This is a genomic window from Streptomyces purpurogeneiscleroticus, assembly GCF_020024005.1.
In the GTDB taxonomy this organism is placed as follows: Bacteria; Actinomycetota; Actinomycetes; order Streptomycetales; family Streptomycetaceae; genus Streptomyces; species Streptomyces purpurogeneiscleroticus.
In genome coordinates this window covers 1-21,179 of record NZ_NHSG01000112.1, presented here as the reverse complement: position 1 = coordinate 21,179, position 21,179 = coordinate 1, and the positions used below count along the sequence as shown (strand labels likewise).

Below are 21,179 nucleotides of genomic sequence, written 5' to 3'. Positions count from 1 at the left end.
TTCCTCGGCCGCGACGAGCAGGTCGCCGCGCTGTACGAGGCGTTGGCGCCGCGTGGCGGCCGGGCCGCGATCGCCGTGCTGAGCGGCATGGCGGGCGTCGGGAAGAGCGCGCTGGCCGTGCACGTCGCTCACAGGTTGTGCGAGCAGTACCCGGACGGCCAGCTCTTCCTCAATCTGCACGGCGCCAACCCCGGCGTCGCGCCCATGAGCGCTCTCCAGGCGCTGGAGGCGCTGCTCCGCGACCTCGGCGTGCCGAGCGGGCGAGTGCCCGACGAGGTGCACGCCGCGTCGGCGCTGCTCCGCTCGACGCTCGCCGGGGCCCGCACCCTCCTCGTCCTCGACGACGCCGCCGGCGCGGCCCAGGTGCGGCCGCTGCTCCCGGCGGGCCCCGGCTGCGCGGTGCTGGTCACCAGCCGGTCGCCGCTGGCCGCGCTGGACGGCGCGGTGCACCTGCCGCTGGCCCGGCTCGCCGAGCGGGACAGCGTGGACCTGATCAGCCGGGTGTCGGGGCACGGCCGGGTGCCGGCGGACAGCCCGGCGGCCCGGCGGCTGGCGGAGCTGTGCGGGCAGCTGCCGCTGGCGCTGCGGGTGGTCGCGGCGCGGCTCGCGGCCCGCCGCGCGCTGACCGTGGAGGCGCTGGTGGAGCTGCTGGACGGGCAGGACGGGCGGCTGGACCACCTGGAGTACGACGACCTGAGCGTGCGGCGCTCACTGGCCGTCGCCCACGACGCGCTGGTGGCGTCGGAGCGCCCGGCCGACCGGGACGCGGCGCTGGCGCTGCGCCGGATGGGCGCGCTGGACCTGCCCGAGTACGAGACCGCGCTCACGGCCCGGCTGATGGACGCCGGTACCCGGCGGACCTGTGCAGCGCTGGACCGGCTGGTGGACGTGGCGCTGCTGGAGGAGGTGGCGTTCGGCCGGTACGCGCCGCACGACCTGGTGCGGGACTTCGCGCGGGAGCTGGCGGCGCAGCACGAGGACGCGGCGGAGCGGGAGGCGGCGGAGCGGCGCGGCCTGGAGTGGTTCGCCGCCCGGGCCGCGCAGTCCGTACGGGTCCTCCTGCCGTCATCGCCCTTTCAGACGCTGCGGCTGGCGGGCGAGCCGAAGGAGGCGGCAGCGCCGTTCGCGGACGCGGAGGAGGCGTTCCGCTGGGGCGACCGGGAACTGGCCGTCATGAGCGGACTGGTGGCACGGCACGTCCGTACCGAGTACGGCAGGGACGCGGCGGTGACGCTGGTACGGATGCTCGCGCCCTATCTGCAACGCCGTGGCCGCACTCAGGAATTGGCCAATCTGAGCGACCTGGCGCGGTCCGGGGCCCGCGAGTCCGGGGACGCGGGCGCCGAGGTGGTGGCGATGAGCGACCTGGCCAGTGCGTATTACATGTCGGGGCGCTACGAGAAGGCGCTCGTGCTGATCGACGACGCGATCGCCCGGTGGCGGAAGCTGGGCGACGACGAGTGGCTGCAGCGCGTGCTCAGCAGCCGGGGGCTGCTCCTGTACGTGCTGGGGCGGCCCGAGGAGTCGGCGGCGGCGCAGGAGGAGGCGCTCGCGTACGCGCACCGGCTGGGCGACGACCACGCGGTGGCGGTCTGCCTGAGCCACCTGGGCAACCTCTACGAGCTGACCGACGCGCGCAAGGCCATCGAGTACCACCGGAGCAGCCTGGAGACGGGCGTCCGGCTGAACAGCGCACGGTTGCAGCAGACGGCGCGCTGCAACATCGGCTGCGCCTATCTCACGCTCGGCGAACCGGAGGCAGCGGTCGGCCAGTTCGAAGAGGCGCTGCGCTCGCTGGAGGACTCCACCGACTGGCACACGGTCTCCGAGACCCGCCTCGGGCTGATCCGCGCGCTGCGCACGCTGGCGCGGGCGGAGCGGGCCGCGCGGGAGTGCGAGACGCTGCTGGACCTGGCCGAATTGCGCGGTGACGCGTACACCGCCGGCAAGGCGCGGTACGAGTACGGGCACGTCCTGCGCACCCTCGGGCGCGCGGCGGAGTCGGACGAGCAGTGGCGGCTGTCGCTGGCGGCGCTGGACGGCACGGACGCCGATGTACTGGCGGAGTTGCGCACCCTCGTGTGACGTGGTGGGGCCGGCGCGGCAAATCCATGGCCAGTGAATTACCCCTCGTATTTCTCCCTCGTCGGTGCCGTCCGTGTCCTGATTGCACCGGGTCCGTTTAGCCCGCCTGGCGCACACGAATAGGAAAACGGATAAACTGGTGCAATTGTGGTGGGAGTTGTCATGGGCTCCGGTACCTGGCAGGGGTGGGTGGTCACTCCGGCCGGCACGCGAGGCCCGCCGCCAGCGTCCAGGAGGTCCCATGCTCCGAAGCGCCGTCCGCAGCGCCGCAGCCGGTCTCGTCCTTCTTTTCGCGGCGGTGCTCGCCGCTGACACGGGCGCCCAGGGCGGTGGTGGTGTCGCCGCCCCGCCGGCCCCGGTCCGCCTGGCCGCCGTCCAGAAGGGGCTGCCGCTCGACGGCCCCACGGTCATCGCACACCGGGGCGCCGCCAAGTACGCCCCCGAGAACACCCTGGCCGCGGTCGATGAGGCCGACCGGCGCGGCGTCGAGTGGGTCGAGAACGACGTGCAGCGCACCAAGGACGGCAGACTGGTCGTCATCCACGACGCCACGCTCGAGCGCACCACCAATGCGGAGAAGGTCTACCCCGACCGGTCGCCGTGGCGGGTGGGCGACTTCACCGCGGCCGAGATCGCCAGGCTGGACGCCGGGAGCTGGTTCGGCAAGAAGTTCAGGGGGGAGCGAGTGCCCACCCTGGCCTCGTACCTGAATCGCATGGACCGTAATGACCAGCGCCTTCTGCTGGAGATCAAGAATCCGGAGAAGTACCCGGGCATTGAGAAGCAGATCCTCGCCCAGCTGCGGTCGTCCGGCTGGCTGGACGCGGCGCATGTGATGGACGGGCTCGTCATCCAGAGCTTCGGCGTCGCCGCCGTCCGCCGCGTGCACTCCCTGCAGCCGGACGTCCGTACGGCGGTGCTCGGCAAGCCGAGCCGCGCGCAGCTTCCCGAGTACGCCCGGTTCGCCGACTGGATCAATCCGCCGTACAAGGGCCTGAGTTCGTCCTATGTGTCGGCTGTGCAGAGCCTGTGGGGACCGCACGCCGACCGGATGGAGGTGCACACTTGGGGCGTGTCGGTCGGTCAGGCCAGACGGGCGTTCTCGGCCTACAGCGTCGACGGTGTCATCCTCTGACCTGCATGTTCCTACTCGCCGGTCACCGTGTGACGTAGCTGGCATGTGAAGCATGTGAGGAGACGATTTACGGGATTCAGTGTGCCGGGCTAGGGTGCCTCTGATGTTCTCAGCTGCCTCGCTCCCCGCAATTCCGGTAAGACGGAGAATTCTCTCCCTGGGTTGCCTGGGGGAGGGGACGTGAACAATCTCGCGCAGTCGCACAGTGAGCGGCGCACTCCTCTCCCGCCCACGCGGACGGAACCACGGCCGGCGGACGCGGACGCCGCGGCAACGGGCGGCGTGCAGCAGGCCGGTCGCAAGCGCACCGAGCCGTCGAAGAACGGCAAGCAGCGGGACGCCTTCTTCGACAACGCCAAGTACCTGGCGATCGTGCTGGTGGCCATGGGCCACTCGTGGGAACCGCTGCGGGACGGCAGCCGGTCGGCAGCGGCGCTGTACATCATGGTGTACGCCTTCCACATGCCGGCGTTCATCATCATCTCCGGCTACTTCTCGCGCAGTTTCGACATGCGCAAGGACCGGCTGCAGCGGCTGATCACCGGCGTCGCGGTGCCGTACATCCTCTTCGAGGTCGCGTACACGCTGTTCAAGCGGTACGCGGACAACGACCCGGGCTACGACTTCAGCCTGCTGGACCCCTGGTATCTGACCTGGTTCCTGATCGCGCTGTTCATCTGGCGGCTCACCACCCCGATCTGGAAGGTCGTGCGCTGGCCGGTCCCGCTGGCCCTGGCCATCGCCGTCCTCGCGTCCGTCTCGCCGGACATCGGCAACGACCTCGACCTCCAGCGGGTGCTGCAGTTCCTGCCGTTCTTCGTCATCGGCCTGAACCTCAAGCCCGAGCACTTCCTGATGGTGCGCAACAAGCGGGCCCGCATCTTCGCGGTGCCGGTCTTCGCGGCCGCGCTGGTGTTCGCCTACTGGGCAGCGCCCCGGATGAACGCCGCGTGGTTCTACCACCGCGACGCCGCCCAGGAGCTCGCCGCCCCGTGGTGGAGCGGCGCGGTCATGACCCTCGCGATGTTCGGCTGCTCGCTCGTCCTGGTCGCGTGCTTCTTCGCCTGGATCCCGGGCCGCACGATGTGGTGCACGGCCCTCGGCGCCGGCACGCTGTACGGCTACCTGCTGCACGGCTTCCTCGCCAAGGGCTCCCGCTTCTGGGGCTGGTACGACGACTGGGACTGGATCCACACCCCGTGGGGCGCCGTCCTGCTCACCCTCTTCGCGGGCGCGCTCATCACCGTGCTGTGCACCCCACCCGTGCAACGGATGTTCCGCTGGGCGATGGAACCGAAGATGGCCTGGGCCTTCAAGAAGGATCCGGCCGAGGCGGCCCGCCACCGCCGCTGACTCCGCGCCTCCCCGGGGCCCGGTCCGTGCCACGGACCGGGCCCCGTCTTCGTACGCGGGACCTGCCCTGGCTGCTGAGCGGCGCGTGGCCGGTCAGCCGACGATCGCGATGCCCTCGATCTCGACCAGGGCGGCCTCGTCCCACAGCCGCGTCGTGCCGATGACGGCCATGGCCGGGTAGTCGCTGCCCACCAGGCGCTTCCAGACCTGCCCGATGGCGGCGGCGTTGCGCCGGTAGTCGGCGACGTCCACCGCGTACACCGTGAGCTTGCCGAGGTCGGAGGGGGCGGCGCCGGCCGCCTCGGCCGCGGTCAGCAGATTGGTCAGCGCCTGCTCGAACTGCTCGACGATGTCCTTGCCGACGATCCGGCCGGCGCCGTCCAGCGCGGTCTGGCCCGCGAGCAGGACGAGGGTGCCGGAGGGCGCCCGTACCGCGTGGCTGAAGCCGGTCGGCGGGGACAGCCGCGGTGGGTTGATCCGCTCCAGCTCGCTCATGCTTCCGCCTCCGCCTCAGCCGCCGCTCGTCGCCACCAATTCGTAGCGCACCCCCAGCGATTGAAGCGCCTCCTGCTCCTCCTGCGGAAGATCCTGGTCGGAGATGACGAGATCGAAGTCGGCCAGCGGGGCCAGCTCGTACAGCGCCTGGCGGCTGAACTTGGAGTGGTCCACGAGCAGCACCTTGCGCCGGGCCGCCGCCATCAGGGCCCGCTTGACCAGGACGTTCTCCTGGGCCTGGTGGTAGCAGTGGCCGTTGTCGACGGCGGAGGTGGACAGGAAGGCGACATCGGCGCGGAAGCTGCGCGCGATGTCGGCGGTGGACATGCCGAGGAAGGCGTTGAACGCGGCGTGGTACTCGCCGCCCAGCGCGATCACCCGGATGTCGGGCTCGTCGGCCAGCTCGTTGATCACCTGCAGCGAGTTGGTGATCACGGTGTACGCGCCGCGCCCGGAGAGCGAGCGGGCCAGCGGCAGGGCCGTACTGGAGTCGTCGATGATCACCGCCTGGCCGGGCTCCGCTATGGCCAGCGCGGCCGCGCAGATCGCCTCCTTCGCGGCGACGTGCTCGCTGCCGCGCCAGCGCGCGTTGGACTCGAACAGGGCGTTCGGCGCGGCCGTGGCGCCGCCGCGCACCTTCCGCAGCCAGCCCTGGTGCTCCAGAGTGTCCAGGTCGCGGTGGACGGTCATCTGGCTGACGCCCAGCTCCTTGACCAGGTCCTCGATGCTGACCTGGCCCTCGGCCAGCACCCGGTCCGCGATCCGCTTCCGGCGGTCCTTGGGGCCGAGTTTGGCCGGGGGCGCGGCGTCGCCGGGCGCTGACGCGGCGTCGGCCGGGGGTGCGGCGTCGGCCTGGGGCGCGGCGTCGGGCGTCTCCTCGGCAGTGCCGTCGGCTGTCCCTTCGGTACCGGTCAACGCTCGTCCTCTCCCGGCTGGCGGTCAGCCACGTCCTCACACGTCCTACGGGCCCGGCCGGCCGCACCGGGGCCTCCTCGGAGTTTAGAGCCTGCCGGACAGCCTTCCCCTGGTCCGGGCGGGGGCCTCACTTCGCGTCCGCGTAGCACTCCACCACCGCCGTGGTGAACGGGAAGCGGACCGGGGTGGGGCCGAAGGCGAGGCGGCCCGCCAGGTCGGCGGCCGCGGCGATGGCCTGCGCGACCGCCGGCGCCTCCTCCTCGGGGCAGTGCACGATCACCTCGTCATGCTGGAAGAAGACCAGCTCGGCCTGCATGCCGGCGTCGTGCAGCGACCGGCGGAGCCCGGCCAGTACGAGCAGTGCCCAGTCGGCGGCGCTGCCCTGCACGACGAAGTTGCGCGTGAAGCGGCCGCGGGCCCGGGCGCCCGCTGTACTGCCGTACGAGGACGGGGCCTCCTCCTGGGGCAGCCCCGCCTCGTCGGGCGGGACCACCGAGGCGGGCGGGCTCGTGCGCCCCAGCCAGGTGCGCACGATCCGGCCCTCCTCGCCGGCCCGCGCCGCGTCGTCCACGTACGCCACCGCGGCCGGATACCGGCGCCGGAGGTCCGCCATGTGTTTGAGCGCGTCGCCGGAGGTCTGGCCGTAGATCGCGCCGAGCAGCGCGAGCTTGGCCTGCGCGCGGTCGCCGCCGAAGGCGCGGGCCGCCAGGTCGGCGTACAGATCCCGGCCGCTGCCCGCGACCTCCATCAGGCCGCGGTCCCGGGAGACGGCCGCCAGCACCCGGGGCTCCATCTGGTCGGCGTCCGCGACCACCAGCCGCCAGCCGGGGTCCGCGACCACCGCCCGCCGGATCACCTTGGGGACCTGCAGCGCGCCGCCGCCGTTGGTGGTCCAGCGCCCGGAGACCGTGCCGCCGGGCAGGTACTCCGGGCGGAACCGGCCCTCGTGCACCCACTGCTGGAGCCAGGACCAGCCGTGCGCGGTGTGCAGGCGGTAGAGCTTCTTGTACTCCAGGAGCGGGGCGACGGCCGGGTGGTCGATGCCGAGCAGCTCCCATTTGCGGGTGGAGGTCAGCTTGATGCCGGCCTGCGCGAAGGCCCGGATGATGTCGGCCGGCAGGTCGGGGCGGACGCGCACGCCCGCCCCGAAGGCGCGCGACACCTCGTCCGCCAGCTCGGCCAGCCGCTGCGGCTCCAGGCCGCGCGGATAGCGCTCGCCGAGCAGCTCGTCCAGCAGCGCGCGGTGCACGTCCGCGCGCCAGGGCACCCCGGCCCGGTGCATCTCGGCGGCGACCAGCATCCCGGCCGACTCCGACGCGAGCAGCAGCCGCATCCGCTCCGGCCGCTCGGTCTTCTCCGTACGCGCCAGCTGGCCCGCATACACCTCGCGCAGCGCCGTGAACTCGTCCGTGCCCGGCGGCAGCGGGGCCGGGCCCGGCTCGAAGAGCGAGGGCTGCGTCTCCGCGGTCCGCACCGGCGGATCGTCCGGCACCGGCAGGCCGCGCAGCCGCGCCCAGGCCGCCGCGAGCGACCGCGGCTGCCCGGACTGGCCCTCCTCGTGCCCGATCAGCAGCGCCTCGGCGGCCTCGACGTCGTAACACCGCTCGACCCGCACCCCGGCCGCGAGCAGCTTGCGGTACGACTCCGCCGTGGACCGCCACACCCAGCGCTCCACGTCCGGCCGCGCCCGCACGGCCGTGACCAGGTCCGGCTCCTCGGCGACCGCACCGACCGCCTCTCCCGCCCCGTCCACCGCACACAGCCGCACACCCCCGCTCGCCGATTCGCCCACCACCCACCGCATATTTCGAGTTTCGCACCGGGGTACGACAATCCGGCGGTGGCGGCGCCCCCACCGGCCCCCTCGCCGTCAGATCTCCTGGACCGCTATCGGCAGGTCGCGGCCCGTGCAGCGGGCCAGGTGGGCCGCCTCGGCCGCCAGGCCCTCGTCCGGCACCGGGCCGTGCTCCGCCACATGGTCCTTGAAGAGGCTGACCGCCACGGCCGTGTCGGTGAAGGCCCAGACGCCCGCGACCCGGCCGCCGTGCACGACGACGGGGGAGATCCACCCGGCCGCACGGCTCACGTCTTTCCTGTGGTGCGCCGGGATCAGGCGGCTGTCGGCGGTGCCCGGCCCGAGGACGTACTGGTCGAAGCCGGCCAGCAGCCGCACCTCGCGGGAGGGCCGCACGGCCGCCAGCGCGTCGGCGTCCTCGCTGCGGACGTACGCACCGGGCTCGCCGTCCACCTCGACCGGCGTGAGCGCGTCCCCGAGCGCCGCGAACCAGCCCCGCAGCGTCGCCCTGCGGGTCGCGCCGCGCAGCAGCCACGCGTCGAAGGCGGTGGGCGTCGCCGGGCCGTGCGCCCCCAGATACGCGGAGATCACCAAACCGGACGCCTCCTCGGGGTCCGGCACACCGGCCCAGTCCGGCACCCACGACCGTGGTGCGGCGAAGGTGATGTTCCGCCCGCGGGGCAGGCCCTGGCAGAGCCGTCCCGTCCACGCCAGCGGCTTGAGCACCGCGCTCCAGCCCGAGGACAGCTGCTCGCCGAGCCCGGTCAGGTCCTTGCGGGAGCACACGGCCGCGACCAGCTCCTCGCGGGTCAGCTGCCGCCCGTGCAGCTCCTCGTCGACCGCCTCACCCAGCGCCGCCAGCTGCTGCGGGCCGACCCCGAACGCCTTCTGCCAGGACGGCTTCTCCCACGTACGGGCAGCGCCGACCAGGGAGAGATACGCACCGAGCGCCGGTGCGGGGAGCAGATGGAGGGTCCCGCGCATGGCCCAGGTCCTGATCACCGAGCGGTCCGCGAGCGCGGCGTCAACGGAGCCCGGCGCCGGGTCCTTCTGGCGGGAGGCGACCGCCAGCTCGGCGGACGAGGCGACCTGGGCCTGCACCCCGGCCAGCCGCCCGGCGAGCTCCGCGACGGACGCGGCCCCGCGCGGCGCGAGGCTCTGCTGCCGCAGCCGCCAGGCCAGCACCTGGTCGTGACGCACCTTGAGGGTCCGGTTCATGAGCCCATTGCACCGCACGCCACTGACAATCGCCCGGCACCGCAAGTCACGGCGGTGGCAGTGGTGTTCGCCGTGTCCCGCCTCTGTTCCCGCACCACGGGGCGGCGGGATCATACGCTCGCGAGTGCTGGGCACCGGACACCGAAGAGGGAGCCGCCGCATGACCAGATCCGAGCAGACCGTCGCCCACCGCCTCATCGGCTCGGGCCCACGCCATGTCATCGTGCTGCACGACTGGTTCGCCACCTGCGCGGGCTGGGGCACGATCCTGGAGTACCTGGACACCGAGGACTTCACGTACGCGTTCCTGGACTACCGCGGTTACGGCGACCGCAAGGACGTTCCCGGCCGGTACGACCTCCCCGAGATCGCCGACGACGTGCTGACCCTCGCCGACCAGCTCGGCTGGGACCGCTTCGCGCTGGTCGGGCACTCCATGGGCGGCAAGGCGATCCAGCAGGTGCTGGTCCGCGCGCCGGAGCGGGTCAGCCGGCTGCTCGGCCTCGCACCCGTACCGGCGGCGCCGTACCCGATGGACGAGTCGACGCAGGCCCTCTTCTACGGAGCGTCCGAGGACCCCGAGAAGCGCCGCGCCATCCTCGACCTGGTGACCGGCCACCGTACGGGCCGGGCCTGGCAGCGCCGGATGATCAGCCACTCGATGGCGGCCTCCCGCAAGGAGGCGCACGCCGGCTACCTCGCCAGCTGGCACACGCTGGACCTCTCGGACGCGGTCCGCGGCAACCCCGTCCCGGTACGCGTCGTCGTCGGCGAGCACGACCTCGCCCTCACCGCCGACGTCATGCACGCGACATGGCAGAGCTGGTACCCGAACGCCGAGGTCATCACCCTCCCGGGCACGGGTCACTACCCGATGCACGAGACTCCGGTGGCCTTGGCCACCGTGATGGAGGACTTCCTACGGGAGTGAGCCCCCGGGCGTCACTCCTGGCCGGCGGTCCGCTGCTGTTCCGGCGCCGCCCGGGGGCCGTCGCGGTCGTCGGACTTCATGGCCTTGGTCTCCGACTTCAGGATGCGCATCGACTTGCCGAGCCCGCGCGCCATGTCGGGGAGCTTCTTCGAGCCGAAGAGCAGGACGAGGACCGTGAGGATCAGCACCAGGTGCCAGGGCTCGAGGGCATTGCGGAACATGGGGGGCTCGCTCTCGTTGGGGTGCGTTCCCGTGGGTGCGCAGCCGCGCGCCTCGTACGCGCGGTACAGAATCGGACGTTCCGCTCAGTATGACCCGTACGGGAGTACGGGAGGGAAACCGGGGCCGGGGCGCGCGTGAACGGCGGCCCCGGCCCCGGTGTCATAGCGCTGCCTACCAGCTGGACTTCGTCACACCCGGCAGGTAGCCCGCGTGTGCCTGTTCGCGCAGGTTGACGCGGGACAGGCCGAACGTGCGGAAGTAACCGCGCGGGCGGCCGTCGACGCTGTCGCGGTTGCGGACGCGGGTGGCGCTGGCGTCGCGCGGCTGGCGGGCCAGCTCGCTCTGGGCGGCCAGCCGCTCCTCGTCCGGCGTCTTCGGGTCGCGGATGATCGCCTTCAGGGCGGCGCGGCGGGCGGCGTAACGGGCGACGACGACGCGACGCTTCTCGTTCTTCGCGATCTTGCTCTTCTTCGCCATGTCAGACCTTCTCCCCACGGGCGCGGATACGGGCGACGGCGGCCTCGATGCCGATGGTGTCGACGGTCTTGATCGCCTTGGTGCTGAGCCGCAGGCGCACGAAGCGGTTCTCGCTGGGCAGCCAGTACCGCTTGCGCTGGATGTTCGGGTCGAAGCGGCGCGGCGTGCGCCGGTGCGAGTGGGAGATCGTGTTGCCGAAGGCCGGCGTGCGGCCGGTCAGCTGGCAGTGGGCGGACAAGTGAGCTACCTCCTACTGAGCCTTAATGAAAATGACTGTCGTTTCTGTATAGTAGCTCGTATGGCCCGCAACGAACTACGTCCCGTGATCAAGCTCCGGTCCACCGCCGGCACGGGCTACACGTACGTCACCCGCAAGAACCGCCGTAACGACCCCGACCGGCTGGTGCTGAAGAAGTACGACCCGGTCGTCGGCCGGCACGTCGACTTCCGAGAGGAGCGCTGAGCAGCGTCATGAAGCCTGGAATCCACCCCGCGTACGGGCCCGTCGTCTTCCGCGACCGGGCCGCCGACTTCGCTTTCCTCACCCGGTCGACCGCCACCAGCGAGAAGACGGTCGAGTGGGAGGACGGCAACACCTACCCGGTGATCGACGTGGAGATCTCGTCGGCGAGCCACCCCTTCTACACGGGCACCGCGCGCGTACTGGACACCGCGGGGCGCGTGGAGCGCTTCGAGCGCCGGTTCGGCAAGCGGACGCCCGGCGGGCGGCGCGCGGCCGACGGTGAGCGCGGGGACCGCTGATGGACCGCGACCGGCTCTCCGTGGTGATCGTCGGCGGGCTGCACGGGGAGGCCCGCCGGGCCGCCGTCGAGCAGCTGCTGCGGACCGTCCCGGGCAGCGTCGCCCTCCACCACGACCTCGCCACCGCCGCCGACGGCGTCGTGCAGCGCACCGTGCGGGACAGCACGGGCCTGCTGGACAGCGGCGAGGCGCCGCTGGTCAACGACTGCGCCTGCTGCGCGCTGCGCGAGGACCTGGTGCCCGAGCTGGAGCGGCTGGCGGACGGCCGGACGTGCCGGCTGGCCGTCGTGGAGCTGTGGGACTCGGTCGAGCCCAAGGCGATGGCCGAGGTGATCGACTCCTGCGGCGGCGAGTCGCTCGCGCTGACCGGCGTCATGACGGCCGTCGACCCGGCCCTGCTGCTGCCCTACCTGGGCTGCGGCGACGACCTCGCCGAGGCGGGCCTCGCGGCCGCCGCCTCGGACCAGCGGACCGTCGCGGACACCTGGGCGCGTCAGCTGGAGTACCCGCCGGTGCTGGTCGTCGCGCCCGGCGAGGAGCCGGGTGACGAGTCGGACCTCGCGCTGCTGAACCAGCTGCACCCCACGGCGCAGCGCATCCCGGTGGAGTCGCCCGAGCTGGCGGCCGCCGCGACGGCGGGCTTCGACGTGGCGGCCGCCGCCGCGCGCCAGCACCCGGCCTGCGCGCTGCTGCCGCAGGAGGCCGACGAGGCGGACGTCGCGACCCTGGTGTGGCACCGCACGCGGCCGTTCCACCCCGGCCGGCTGCACGCCGCGCTGGAGGACCTGTGCTGCGCCGCCGCGCGCAGCCGGGGCCGCTTCTGGCTGGCCGACCGGCCGGACACGCTGCTGTCCTGGGACGCGGCGGGCGGCGCGCTCTGCGTGGAGAACACCGGGCCGTGGCTGGCCTCGCTGCCGGACGCCGCCTGGGAGATGGTGCCGCCGATGCGCCGGGCCGCCGCCGCGCTGGACTGGGACCCCGAGCACGGCGACCGTGCGCAGCACCTGGTGTTCACCTCGCCCGGCCTGGACCGGGAGGGGCTGACGGCGCTGCTGGAGTCCTGCCTGCTCACCGACGCGGAGTACGCGCGCGGCCGGGAGTACTGGCGGCAGCTGTCCACCGCGTTCGACGAACTGCTCGACCCGGTGCCGTAGTCGGCATCCGCCGACCGCGATACGCGTGTGTCGTGCATCTACATCAATTCTCGGTCGTCTTCGATGGCCCGATTTCGTGAGGAACCCCTGTCATGCCCCGTCGTCCCGACCCGCGCAAGAAGAGCGCGCCGCGCCCCAACCCGCTCGACGCGGCGGGGATCACCTACATCGACTACAAGGACACCGACCTGCTCCGGAAGTTCATCTCCGACCGCGGGAAGATCCGCAGCCGCCGCATCACCAGGGTTTCTGCCCAGCAGCAGCGGCAGATCGCCGCGGCGATCAAGAACGCGCGGGAGATGGCGCTGCTGCCGTACGCCTCGCGCTGACCGTACGCCGCCGGGCATGGGGAGCGGGGCGGAGGGGAAGGCGCTCGACGGACGAGGTGCGGCCCGACGAGCTGTGACGGGCTGGCCACAGGCTGTCGTGCACGTGCATCTGCCCGAGCATTGGCATATGAACAGAGTTATGATCCCGGGCAGTTGACGCCATTTCTCACCGGGAGAGACCAGTGCCCCACGCGTACAACGGCATGGCCGCATCGGATCTCGACGGAGTGGTGTGGCAGAAGAGCCGGCACAGCAACTCCAACGGTACGTGTGTGGAGTTCGCCAAGCTGCCCGGCGGCGACGTGGCGGTGCGCAACTCCCGCTTCCCCGACGGGCCGGCGCTCGTCTATACGCCGGCGGAGATCGAATCGATGCTGCTCGGCATCAAGGACGGCGAGTTCGACCACCTGATACGGGACTGATGCCGCCACGGGGCCGGTCTCTGCGCATGCAGGTGACACCTGCACGTGCATATGTCACATGTGTATGCGTGGTCAGCTCGCCTGGGCCCGGGAGGCGGCCGTGGCCTGGGCCGGGACCTGCGGCAGCTGGAAGAGCGCCCAGACGACCTTGCCGTGCGGGACGTCCTCCAGGCGGTGCCAGCCCCAGCTGTCGCTGAAGGAGTCCACCAGGTAGAGCCCGCGCCCGGACTCCGCGGAGAAGTCCGCCTCGCCCTCGACCGGGGAGGCGTCGCTGCTGTCCCGTACCGCGCAGACCAGCCGGCCCGCCCAGCGGATCAGGTGGAGTCTCGGCGCGTCGTCCCGCTCCGGCGCCGCGTGCCGCAGCGCGTTGGTGACCAGCTCGGACACGACGAGCGCGACGCTGTCGAAGAGCTCGTCCATGTTCCAGTGCTGCAGCGTCTCACGGGTGAACTGCCGCGCGCCGCGCACCGATTCGTACTGCGGCCGCAGGGTCCAGGAGACGGAGCCGGCGATGGCTGCGGGGTCGACTGGCGGAAGCCCCTGCCATAACGGCGCGAGCATGGTCGAAACCTTGGTCCCCATGCGAGGCACTCCTGGCGTTCGCGGACGTCACGATCCAGACGGGTGTGCCCAGATCTCGCGGGTCTTTCACGAGCGTGCATGTGTGCGACCTCCATGGTTCCGAATGCTTACGGCAGATGCAAGGGCAGATGCACGTGCACGCGTCCAGTTTGTGTACGGCCGTAGGCATAGCGGCGTAATTCTTCCTACGCACTCTTGTGCCGGGCTTTACCGAAGCCGCGAGAACAGGCCCATATCCGTAACCGGTTGAGCACGCAACGGAGCCCGAACGTGGCAGACTGCCGCTCATTGTTGGACGGGGTGGGTCACGGGAGGGTCGAAGTTGTGACCGCAAGTGAGTCGAGCGGATCTGTGGTGCGGCGCATCCTGCTGGGGTCGCAGCTGCGGAGGCTGCGAGAGTCCCGCGGGATAACACGTGAGGCGGCCGGCTATTCGATCCGTGCGTCGGAATCGAAGATCAGCCGTATGGAGCTGGGGCGGGTGAGCTTCAAGGCGCGGGACGTGGCGGACCTGCTGACCCTCTACGGCGTCGGGGACGAGGCCGAGCGCGACTCCCTCCTCGGGCTGGCCCGCGAGGCCAACGTGGCGGGCTGGTGGCACAGTTACGGCGATGTACTTCCCGGCTGGTTCCAGACATATGTGGGTCTGGAAGGAGCCGCTTCGCACATACGCACCTACGAGGTGCAGTTCGTGCACGGTCTCCTGCAGACGGAGGGGTACGCGCACGCCGTCGTGAGCCGCGGCATGCGCGGCGCCCCGGAGGCCGAGATCGACCGCCGCGTCGCCCTGCGCCAGGAGCGCCAGAAGCTGCTGATCGCGGAACGGGCGCCGCAGTTCGACTGTGTACTGGACGAGGCCGCGCTGCGCCGTCCGTACGGCGACCGTTCCGTCATGCGCGGCCAGCTCCAGCATCTGATCGACATCTCGGAGCGCCCGAACGTGCGGCTGCAGGTCGTGCCCTTCAACTTCGGCGGGCACGCGGGCGAGAGCGGCGCCTTCACGATGCTGCGCTTCCCCGAGTCCGACCTCTCCGACATCGTCTATCTGGAGCAGCTCACCAGCGCGCTGTATCTGGACAAGGCCGAGGAGGTCGGCCAGTACGAGCGGGTGATGAGCAGCCTCCAGGAGGAGAGCCTGGATCCGTCCGGCACCCGGGATCTTCTCCGGGGACTCCTCCAACTGACGTGACTCGCCAGTAGAATGACGCCGGCTCAGCCCACCCCACAGGCGCCCGCACAGAGTAGGAACGCCCATGTCCTTCTTCTCCGACCTGGCCTACCAGTACATCGACGGTGAGTGGCGGGTCGGCAGCGGCTCGTGGGACATCATCGACTTCAACCCGTACGACCAGGAGAAACTCGCCTCCGTCACGGTCGCGGGCGTGGACCAGGTCGACGAGGCGTACCGGGCGGCCGAGCGCGCGCAGCTTGAGTGGGCTCGCACCAATCCGTACAGCCGCCGGCTGATATTCGAGAACGCGCTGCGCATCGTCCAGGAGCGCGAGGACGAGATCATCGAGGCGATCGTCGTCGAGCTCGGCGGTACGCGCGTCAAGGCGGCCTACGAGGTGCGCACGGCGCAGGAGTTCCTGCGCGAGGCGGTACAGCTCGCGCTGCGCCCCGAAGGCCGCATCGTGCCGTCCCCCGTGGAGGGCAAGGAGAACCGCGTCTACCGGCTGCCGGTCGGCGTCATCGGCGTGATCAGCCCGTACAACTTCCCTTTCCTGGTCACGCTGAAGTCGGTGGCGCCCGCGCTGGCCCTGGGCAACGCCGTCGTCGTCAAGCCGAATCAGAACACCCCGGTGGTCGGCGGCGGCCTGATCGCCAAGATCTTCGAGGACGCGGGCCTGCCGGCCGGCCTGCTGAACGTCCTGATAACGGACATCGCCGAGATCGGCGACGCGCTGATAGAGCACCCGGTGCCCCGGGTGATCTCCTTCACCGGCTCGGACAAGGTCGGCCGGCACGTCGCCGCGGTCACCGCGGGCCACTTCAAGCGCGCCATTCTCGAACTGAGCGGCAACAGCGCGCTGATCGTCCTGGACGACGCGGACATCGACTACGCGGTGGACGCCGCGGTCTTCAGCCGCTTCGTGTACCAGGGCCAGGTCTGCATGGCGGCCAACCGCATCCTCGTGGACCGCAAGGTCGAGGCGGAGTTCACAGAGAAGTTCGTGGCCCGGGTCCGGAAGCTGAAGACCGGCGACCCGCGCGACCCGGACACCCACATCGGGCCGCTCATCAACAGCTTCCAGGCCGAGGCCCTGACCGCGCTGGTGGAGCGGGCGGTCGCCGAGGGCGCCACGCCCCTGGTGCGCGGCAGTACGCGGGGCAATCTGGTCGAGCCGACGGTGCTGTCGGGACTGCCCGCCGACTCCGCGCTGTACGGGCAGGAGATCTTCGGGCCCGTGGTGCTGCTCGGCGCGTTCGACGGCGAGGAGGAGGCGGTACGGCTCGCCAACGACTCCCCGTACGGCCTGAGCGGCGCGGTGCACACCGGCAACGTGGAGCGCGGTGCGCGGGTGGCCCGGGAGATCGAGACCGGCATGATCCACATCAACGACAGCACGGTCCAGGACGAGCCGCTGGTGGCCTTCGGCGGCGAGAAGGCGTCCGGAGTCGGGCGGCTGAACGGCGAGTCGACGGTGGAGGCGTTCACGACCCAAAAGTGGGTCTCGATCCAGCATGAGCGGACGACGTTTCCGTTCTGAGTTCTCTTTGCTGGTCTCTTTCTGACGGGTTCGGTGCGAGCGATCCTTGCGGACAGAACCTGACCGCAAGGGTTCGTAGCTTGGTCGGTGCCGGGGGAAACCCACCGGCACCCACGAAGCGACGAAAGGCGGCTGCCATGCCCACTCACGTGCCTGCCGAGACCCACGGCGACGAGCGCGGCGCGCTCCTGGCCTTCCTGGAGGCGCAGCGCGGCGGCGTCCGCCGCACGCTGCTCGGCCTGACCGACGAAGCGGCCGCGCGCCGCCCCAGTGCCAGCGAGCTGTCCCTGTCCGGGCTGCTCAAGCACGTCGCGCAGACCGAGCAGGGCTGGCTGGAGATCGCGCAGGAGCTGCCGCCCTCCATCAAGCGCGACGAGAGCACCTGGCACCTCGGCTTCCAGCTGGAGGAGGGCGAGACCGTCGCGGGCATGCTGGCCTACTGGGACGGGGTGGCGCAGCGCACGGAGGAGCTCATCCGCTCGGTGCCGAGCCTGGACGACACCTTCCCGCTGCCCGAAGCGCCGTGGTTCCCGCCGCATGCCCGGCAGTCCATGCGCTGGCTGGTGCTGCACCTGATCGAGGAGATCGCGCGGCACGCGGGCCACGCCGACATCGTCCGCGAGTCACTGGACGGCGCGACGGCCTTCGCCCTGGTGGACGAGGAGCGGGCGCTGCGCGAGAAGCAGGCGGTGCAGGAGCCGGAGTCCGCCGGGCAGTAGCGTCTGACCGGCAAGGTCACACCCGGGGACGAGGAGAGCGCGGGCGATGTCGGCGATCCGGCTGCTGGTACTGGGAGCCGTGCGGCAGCACGGCCGGACCCACGGCTACCAAGTACGCAGCGACCTGGAGTACTGGGGCGCCCACGAGTGGTCGAACGCCAAGCCCGGCTCGATCTACCACGCGCTGAAGCAGATGGCGAAGCAGGGACTGCTGCGCGCGCACGAGACTGCGCCGAGCACGGCCGGCGGGCCGCCGCGCACGGAGTACGAGCTGACGGACGCCGGGGAGGCGGAGTACTTCGCGCTGCTGCGTGCCGCGCTCTCCCAGCACGACCAGAAGGTGGACGTGCTGAGCGCCGGCATCGGCTTCATGGTCGACCTGCCGCGCCGGGAGGCGGTGGCCCTGCTGACGGAGCGGGTGCGGGCCCTGGAGGCGTGGCGGGCCGAGGTCACGGGGCACTACGTCCCCGAGGACGGCCCGGAGCAGCTCGGCCACATCGGCGAGATCATGAACATGTGGGTGCACGCCGCGGACACCGGAGCGGAGTGGACCCGCTCCCTGATCGCGCGCATCGAAGGGGGCGCCTACGTCTTCGCGGGCGAGGGCGCGCCCTTCGTGGGCGTACTGCCGGAGGGCACGCCGAACCCGTTCGCGGACAAGCCGCCGTTCGGGGGCTAGCCGCGGGCTCTCAGCCCGTGCCGGACATCAGCCCCTGCCGTCCATCAGCCCGTGCCGGCCATCGACAGCTTCGCGGCGAAGCCCAGGAAGGCGGCGCCGGCGCCCGCGGTCAGGCCCGCGGTGAGGCGGCGCCGCTTGCGGAAGGTCGCGGCCAGATACGTACCGCTGAAGATCAGGATCGACAGGTACGTGAAGCTGAACAGCTGGGCCCACGCGCCGAGCGCCAGGAAGGACAGCGTCTGGTGCGCGTAGTGCGGATCGACGAACTGCACGAAGAAGGAGATGAAGAACAGGATCGCCTTCGGGTTGAGCAGGCTGACCACGAGGGCGCGGCGGTACGGCCGCTCGGTCTCCTCCTTGGGCCGCGCGGGCGAGGCGCCCTCCCCGTCCCTCTCGGCCTTGCGGGCCTCCCGGCCGCGCCACATCGCCACCGCGCCGCGCAGCATCCCGATCGCCAGCCAGGTCAGATAGCCGGCACCCGCGAACTTCACGACCCCGAAGGCCAGCGGGCTGGCCTGCAGCAGCGATGCCACGCCGCCCGCCGAGAGCGTCATCAGCACTGCGTCGCCGCACAGCACGCCGGCGGCGGCCCGGTAGGCCACCCTCGGGCCGCGCCGCGCGGCGACCGAGACGACGTACAGCGAGTTCGGGCCCGGCAGCAGGATGATCAGCGCGAGACCCGCGAGATACGTCGAAAGATCCGTTATCCCCAGCATGGCCGCAGGATGCCATCCGGAACCGGAAGGGTCACGCCGTTTCCGGGATGCGGACACGACTCACACCGGGACGGCGGGCTTGCACCTCACGCGACGTGAGGCGGCACCGTGAAGGCGTACCGAGAAGGGAGCGGAGATGACGTACTCCGTGGGACAGGTCGCCGGGTTCGCCGGCGTCACGGTGCGCACCCTGCACCACTACGACGAGATCGGACTGCTCTCGCCGAGCGCGCGCAGCCACGCGGGCCACCGGCGCTACGACGACGCCGACCTCGACCGGCTGCAGCGCGTCCTGTTCTACCGGGAGCTCGGCTTTCCGCTCGACGAGGTCGCGGCACTTCTGGACGACCCGGACGCGGACCCCCAGGAGCACCTGCGGAGGCAGCACGACCTGCTGACCGCCCGGATCGAGAAGCTGCAGAAGATGGCCGCGGCCGTGGCGACCGCGATGGAGGCACGCAGGATGGGCATCAATCTGACCCCCGAGGAGAAGTTCGAGGTCTTCGGGGACTTCGACCCGGACCAGTACGCCGAGGAGACCGAGCGGCGCTGGGGCGGCACGGAGGCGTACAAGGAGTCGCAGCGCCGCGCCGCCACGTACACCAAGGAGGACTGGAAGCGGCTGACGGCGGACTTCGACGCGATCCACCGCCGGATGGGCGAGCTGCTGGCGCAGGGCGTGCCGGCCGACTCGGAGGCGGCGGCGGACGTCGCCGAGGAGCACCGCCGCTTCATTTCCCGGCACCACTACGAGTGCTCGTACGAGATGCACACCTGTCTCGGCGAGATGTACGTCGCGGACGAGCGCTTCACCGCCACGTACGAGGCGATCCGGCCCGGACTCGCGGCCTACATGCGGGACGCGATGCTCGCGAACGCGGTCCGCCGTTCCTGAGGGGCTCGGGGGCGCCGGGACGGACAGCTGGAACCAAGGGGCGGCACGAGGCGTTGATAGCTTTGGGCCGCATACTGCGCCTGTACCCCGCTCTCCGCCTGCCGACCGATCCGGCGCCCTCGACCCAGGAGCCCTGCCCACCGTGAACACTCTCGCGCTCGGCCCCCAGTGGCTGGACCCGGACTATCTGATCGGCACGTTCGGCCTGATCGGCGTTCTGGTCATCGTCTTCGCGGAGTCCGGTCTGCTGATCGGTTTCTTCCTGCCCGGTGACTCCCTGCTGTTCACGACCGGCCTGCTGGTCACGGCCGGGAAGCTGGACAAGCCGCTGTGGCTGGTGTGTCTGCTGATCGTGCTGGCGGCGGTGCTGGGCGACCAGGCGGGCTATCTCTTCGGCCGGAAGGTCGGGCCCTCGCTGTTCAAGCGGCCCGACTCCAAGCTGTTCAAGCAGGAGAACGTCGAGAAGGCACACGACTTCTTCGAGAAGCACGGCCCGAAGTCGCTGATCCTGGCCCGCTTCGTGCCGATCGTGCGGACGTTCACGCCGATCATCGCGGGCGTGAGCCGGATGAACTACCGCTCGTTCATCACCTTCAACGTCATCGGCGGCGTGCTGTGGGGCGCGGGTGTGACGCTGCTCGGCGCCGCGCTGGGCGGCATCGAGTTCGTGCACAAGAACATCGAAGCCATCCTCGTCCTGATCGTGCTGATCTCCGTCGTGCCGATCATCATCGAGTACCTCCGCGGCCGTAAGAAGGGCAAGAAGGCGGCCGCTGAGCGCGCCGAGGGCGCCGAGGGCGCCGCGGGCCAGGACGTGCCGCAGGGCGGCCCCGCGGACGCCACCCAGCCGATGCCGCGCGTCCCGTACGAGGGCGAGGAGCGCGCCCCGTACGGCGGCGGCCAGGGCGGTCACGGGCCGGCTCCGTACGGCGCGCAGCAGGACCGGCCCCAGTACGGCGGGCAGCAGCAGCCCCCGTACGGCCGCCAGGAGCCCCCGTACGGCCGCGGCCAGGCTTCGTACGGCCAGGACCAGGCTTCGTACGGTCGGGGACAGGCCCCGTACGGCCAGGGGCAGGCGTCGCCGTACGGGCGGCAGGATCCGGCCTCTTACGGCGGACAGCAGGCCCCCTACGGAGGGCAGCAGGCATCCTCCTACGGTGACCAGCAGGCGCCTCGGGCGCAGCAGCCGCCGTACGGCCGGCAGGACGCTCCGCAGGCCCCGCAGGCGCCGTACGGACAGCAGCCGCAGCAGCCCCAGCAGCCCCCGTACGGCGGGCAGTCCGGGCCCGCTCCGTACGGCCGTCCCGCGCAGCAGCCGGGCGGTCCGGAGCAGTATCATTCAGAGCCGCAGCACCCTCAGCAGGGGCCGCAGCAGCCGCATCCCCAGGATCACCAGCAGCCTCCGGGCGAGGGGCGCCGCGGCCGCCACGCCAAGCGCTGACCGGCTGCGCAGCACATCCCCCGTACCGCACCGCCCTTGGGCGTCCCTTCCGTTTCCGCGTCGCCGCGGAACGGTCCAGGGGCGCCTTCGCGGCGTCCAGGGCGGGTTCACCCCCCTCACCCCATTTCCCACCCTGCGAACCCC

General features: G+C 71.5%; 24 protein-coding genes. 15 read left to right on the top strand and 9 right to left on the bottom strand.

Annotated features, from left to right (window positions below; all coding sequences use genetic code 11):
- The 3 genes from CCS38_RS05430 to CCS38_RS05420 form a co-directional block, all read left to right on the top strand.
- The coding region (locus tag CCS38_RS05430) for a tetratricopeptide repeat protein (RefSeq protein WP_223732042.1) at positions 1 to 2,085 on the top strand (2,085 nt) is incomplete at its 5' end.
- A 241-nt stretch (positions 2,086 to 2,326) separates the two neighbouring features.
- A complete protein-coding gene (locus CCS38_RS05425) occupies positions 2,327 to 3,220 on the top strand; it encodes a glycerophosphodiester phosphodiesterase (RefSeq protein ID WP_223732041.1) in 894 nt (297 codons plus the stop codon).
- Between the two features lie 180 nt (positions 3,221 to 3,400).
- Positions 3,401 to 4,573 (top strand): acyltransferase family protein, encoded by a 1,173-nt coding sequence (locus CCS38_RS05420; protein ID WP_223732040.1) that lies wholly within the window; start codon positions 3,401 to 3,403, stop codon positions 4,571 to 4,573.
- A 93-nt stretch (positions 4,574 to 4,666) separates the two neighbouring features.
- Here the strand turns inward: CCS38_RS05420 and CCS38_RS05415 are convergent, their stop codons facing one another.
- From CCS38_RS05415 to CCS38_RS05400, 4 genes are all read right to left on the bottom strand, one after another.
- Positions 4,667 to 5,068 carry a RidA family protein gene (locus CCS38_RS05415; protein WP_223732039.1) on the bottom strand — a complete coding sequence of 134 codons (402 nt, stop codon included), beginning with the start codon at positions 5,066 to 5,068 and terminating at the stop codon, positions 4,667 to 4,669.
- Positions 5,069 to 5,083: 15 nt separating this feature from the next.
- Complete coding sequence (locus CCS38_RS05410; protein ID WP_263301724.1) at positions 5,084 to 5,983, bottom strand: DeoR/GlpR family DNA-binding transcription regulator; 900 nt, start codon at positions 5,981 to 5,983, stop codon at positions 5,084 to 5,086.
- Between the two features lie 127 nt (positions 5,984 to 6,110).
- Entirely contained in the window at positions 6,111 to 7,787 is a 1,677-nt protein-coding gene (locus CCS38_RS05405) for a bifunctional 3'-5' exonuclease/DNA polymerase (protein ID WP_223732038.1), read from the bottom strand.
- Positions 7,788 to 7,853: 66 nt separating this feature from the next.
- Positions 7,854 to 8,996 carry a winged helix DNA-binding domain-containing protein gene (locus CCS38_RS05400; RefSeq protein WP_223732037.1) on the bottom strand — a complete coding sequence of 381 codons (1,143 nt, stop codon included), beginning with the start codon at positions 8,994 to 8,996 and terminating at the stop codon, positions 7,854 to 7,856.
- A gap of 160 nt (positions 8,997 to 9,156) precedes the next feature.
- Between CCS38_RS05400 and CCS38_RS05395 the strand changes: the two genes are divergently transcribed.
- Positions 9,157 to 9,927, top strand: coding sequence for an alpha/beta fold hydrolase (locus tag CCS38_RS05395; RefSeq protein ID WP_223732036.1), 771 nt, complete (start codon positions 9,157 to 9,159; stop codon positions 9,925 to 9,927).
- Positions 9,928 to 9,938: 11 nt separating this feature from the next.
- On the opposite strand, the gene tatA is transcribed toward CCS38_RS05395, so the two are convergent.
- The 3 genes from tatA to rpmB all read right to left on the bottom strand — a co-directional run bounded on the left by tatA (position 9,939) and on the right by rpmB (position 10,864).
- Entirely contained in the window at positions 9,939 to 10,148 is a 210-nt protein-coding gene (tatA, locus tag CCS38_RS05390) for a Sec-independent protein translocase subunit TatA (protein WP_223732035.1), read from the bottom strand.
- Between the two features lie 172 nt (positions 10,149 to 10,320).
- Positions 10,321 to 10,626 (bottom strand): 30S ribosomal protein S14, encoded by a 306-nt coding sequence (rpsN, locus tag CCS38_RS05385; RefSeq protein WP_030260281.1) that lies wholly within the window; start codon positions 10,624 to 10,626, stop codon positions 10,321 to 10,323.
- 1 nt (position 10,627) lies between these two features.
- Positions 10,628 to 10,864 (bottom strand): 50S ribosomal protein L28, encoded by a 237-nt coding sequence (rpmB, locus tag CCS38_RS05380; RefSeq protein ID WP_030260283.1) that lies wholly within the window; start codon positions 10,862 to 10,864, stop codon positions 10,628 to 10,630.
- A gap of 60 nt (positions 10,865 to 10,924) precedes the next feature.
- On the opposite strand from rpmB, the gene rpmG reads away from it, so the two are divergent.
- From rpmG to CCS38_RS05355, 5 genes are all read left to right on the top strand, one after another.
- Entirely contained in the window at positions 10,925 to 11,089 is a 165-nt protein-coding gene (rpmG, locus tag CCS38_RS05375; protein ID WP_223732034.1) for a 50S ribosomal protein L33, read from the top strand.
- 8 nt (positions 11,090 to 11,097) lie between these two features.
- Complete coding sequence (locus CCS38_RS05370) at positions 11,098 to 11,388, top strand: type B 50S ribosomal protein L31 (protein ID WP_030260289.1); 291 nt, start codon at positions 11,098 to 11,100, stop codon at positions 11,386 to 11,388.
- Positions 11,388 to 12,542: a GTP-binding protein gene (locus CCS38_RS05365; protein ID WP_223732033.1), complete on the top strand. Its 1,155-nt coding sequence runs from the start codon at positions 11,388 to 11,390 to the stop codon at positions 12,540 to 12,542. The genes CCS38_RS05370 and CCS38_RS05365 overlap by 1 nt, the downstream gene beginning before the upstream one ends.
- A gap of 92 nt (positions 12,543 to 12,634) precedes the next feature.
- Entirely contained in the window at positions 12,635 to 12,871 is a 237-nt protein-coding gene (gene rpsR / locus CCS38_RS05360) for a 30S ribosomal protein S18 (protein WP_030621789.1), read from the top strand.
- A gap of 182 nt (positions 12,872 to 13,053) precedes the next feature.
- Complete coding sequence (locus tag CCS38_RS05355; RefSeq protein ID WP_030260294.1) at positions 13,054 to 13,293, top strand: DUF397 domain-containing protein; 240 nt, start codon at positions 13,054 to 13,056, stop codon at positions 13,291 to 13,293.
- Between the two features lie 72 nt (positions 13,294 to 13,365).
- On the opposite strand, the gene CCS38_RS05350 is transcribed toward CCS38_RS05355, so the two are convergent.
- Positions 13,366 to 13,875 carry an ATP-binding protein gene (locus CCS38_RS05350; RefSeq protein ID WP_223732032.1) on the bottom strand — a complete coding sequence of 170 codons (510 nt, stop codon included), beginning with the start codon at positions 13,873 to 13,875 and terminating at the stop codon, positions 13,366 to 13,368.
- A gap of 324 nt (positions 13,876 to 14,199) precedes the next feature.
- Here CCS38_RS05350 and CCS38_RS05345 point away from each other — a divergent pair, with 324 nt between their 5' ends.
- From CCS38_RS05345 to CCS38_RS05330, 4 genes are all read left to right on the top strand, one after another.
- On the top strand, positions 14,200 to 15,063 hold the full coding sequence (locus tag CCS38_RS05345; RefSeq protein WP_223732031.1) for a Sco1979 family transcriptional regulator: 864 nt from the start codon (positions 14,200 to 14,202) through the stop codon (positions 15,061 to 15,063).
- 64 nt (positions 15,064 to 15,127) lie between these two features.
- Positions 15,128 to 16,585 (top strand): aldehyde dehydrogenase family protein, encoded by a 1,458-nt coding sequence (locus CCS38_RS05340; RefSeq protein WP_223732030.1) that lies wholly within the window; start codon positions 15,128 to 15,130, stop codon positions 16,583 to 16,585.
- A 137-nt stretch (positions 16,586 to 16,722) separates the two neighbouring features.
- A complete protein-coding gene (locus tag CCS38_RS05335) occupies positions 16,723 to 17,304 on the top strand; it encodes a DinB family protein (RefSeq protein WP_223732029.1) in 582 nt (193 codons plus the stop codon).
- Positions 17,305 to 17,350: 46 nt separating this feature from the next.
- Positions 17,351 to 17,983 carry a PadR family transcriptional regulator gene (locus CCS38_RS05330; protein WP_223732028.1) on the top strand — a complete coding sequence of 211 codons (633 nt, stop codon included), beginning with the start codon at positions 17,351 to 17,353 and terminating at the stop codon, positions 17,981 to 17,983.
- A 44-nt stretch (positions 17,984 to 18,027) separates the two neighbouring features.
- Here the strand turns inward: CCS38_RS05330 and leuE are convergent, their stop codons facing one another.
- Positions 18,028 to 18,699: a leucine efflux protein LeuE gene (gene leuE, locus CCS38_RS05325; RefSeq protein WP_223732027.1), complete on the bottom strand. Its 672-nt coding sequence runs from the start codon at positions 18,697 to 18,699 to the stop codon at positions 18,028 to 18,030.
- Between the two features lie 136 nt (positions 18,700 to 18,835).
- On the opposite strand from leuE, the gene CCS38_RS05320 reads away from it, so the two are divergent.
- Positions 18,836 to 19,594 (top strand): MerR family transcriptional regulator, encoded by a 759-nt coding sequence (locus CCS38_RS05320; RefSeq protein ID WP_223732026.1) that lies wholly within the window; start codon positions 18,836 to 18,838, stop codon positions 19,592 to 19,594.
- 142 nt (positions 19,595 to 19,736) lie between these two features.
- Positions 19,737 to 21,035, top strand: coding sequence for a VTT domain-containing protein (locus tag CCS38_RS05315; protein WP_223732025.1), 1,299 nt, complete (start codon positions 19,737 to 19,739; stop codon positions 21,033 to 21,035).
- Positions 21,036 to 21,179 lie beyond the last annotated feature (144 nt).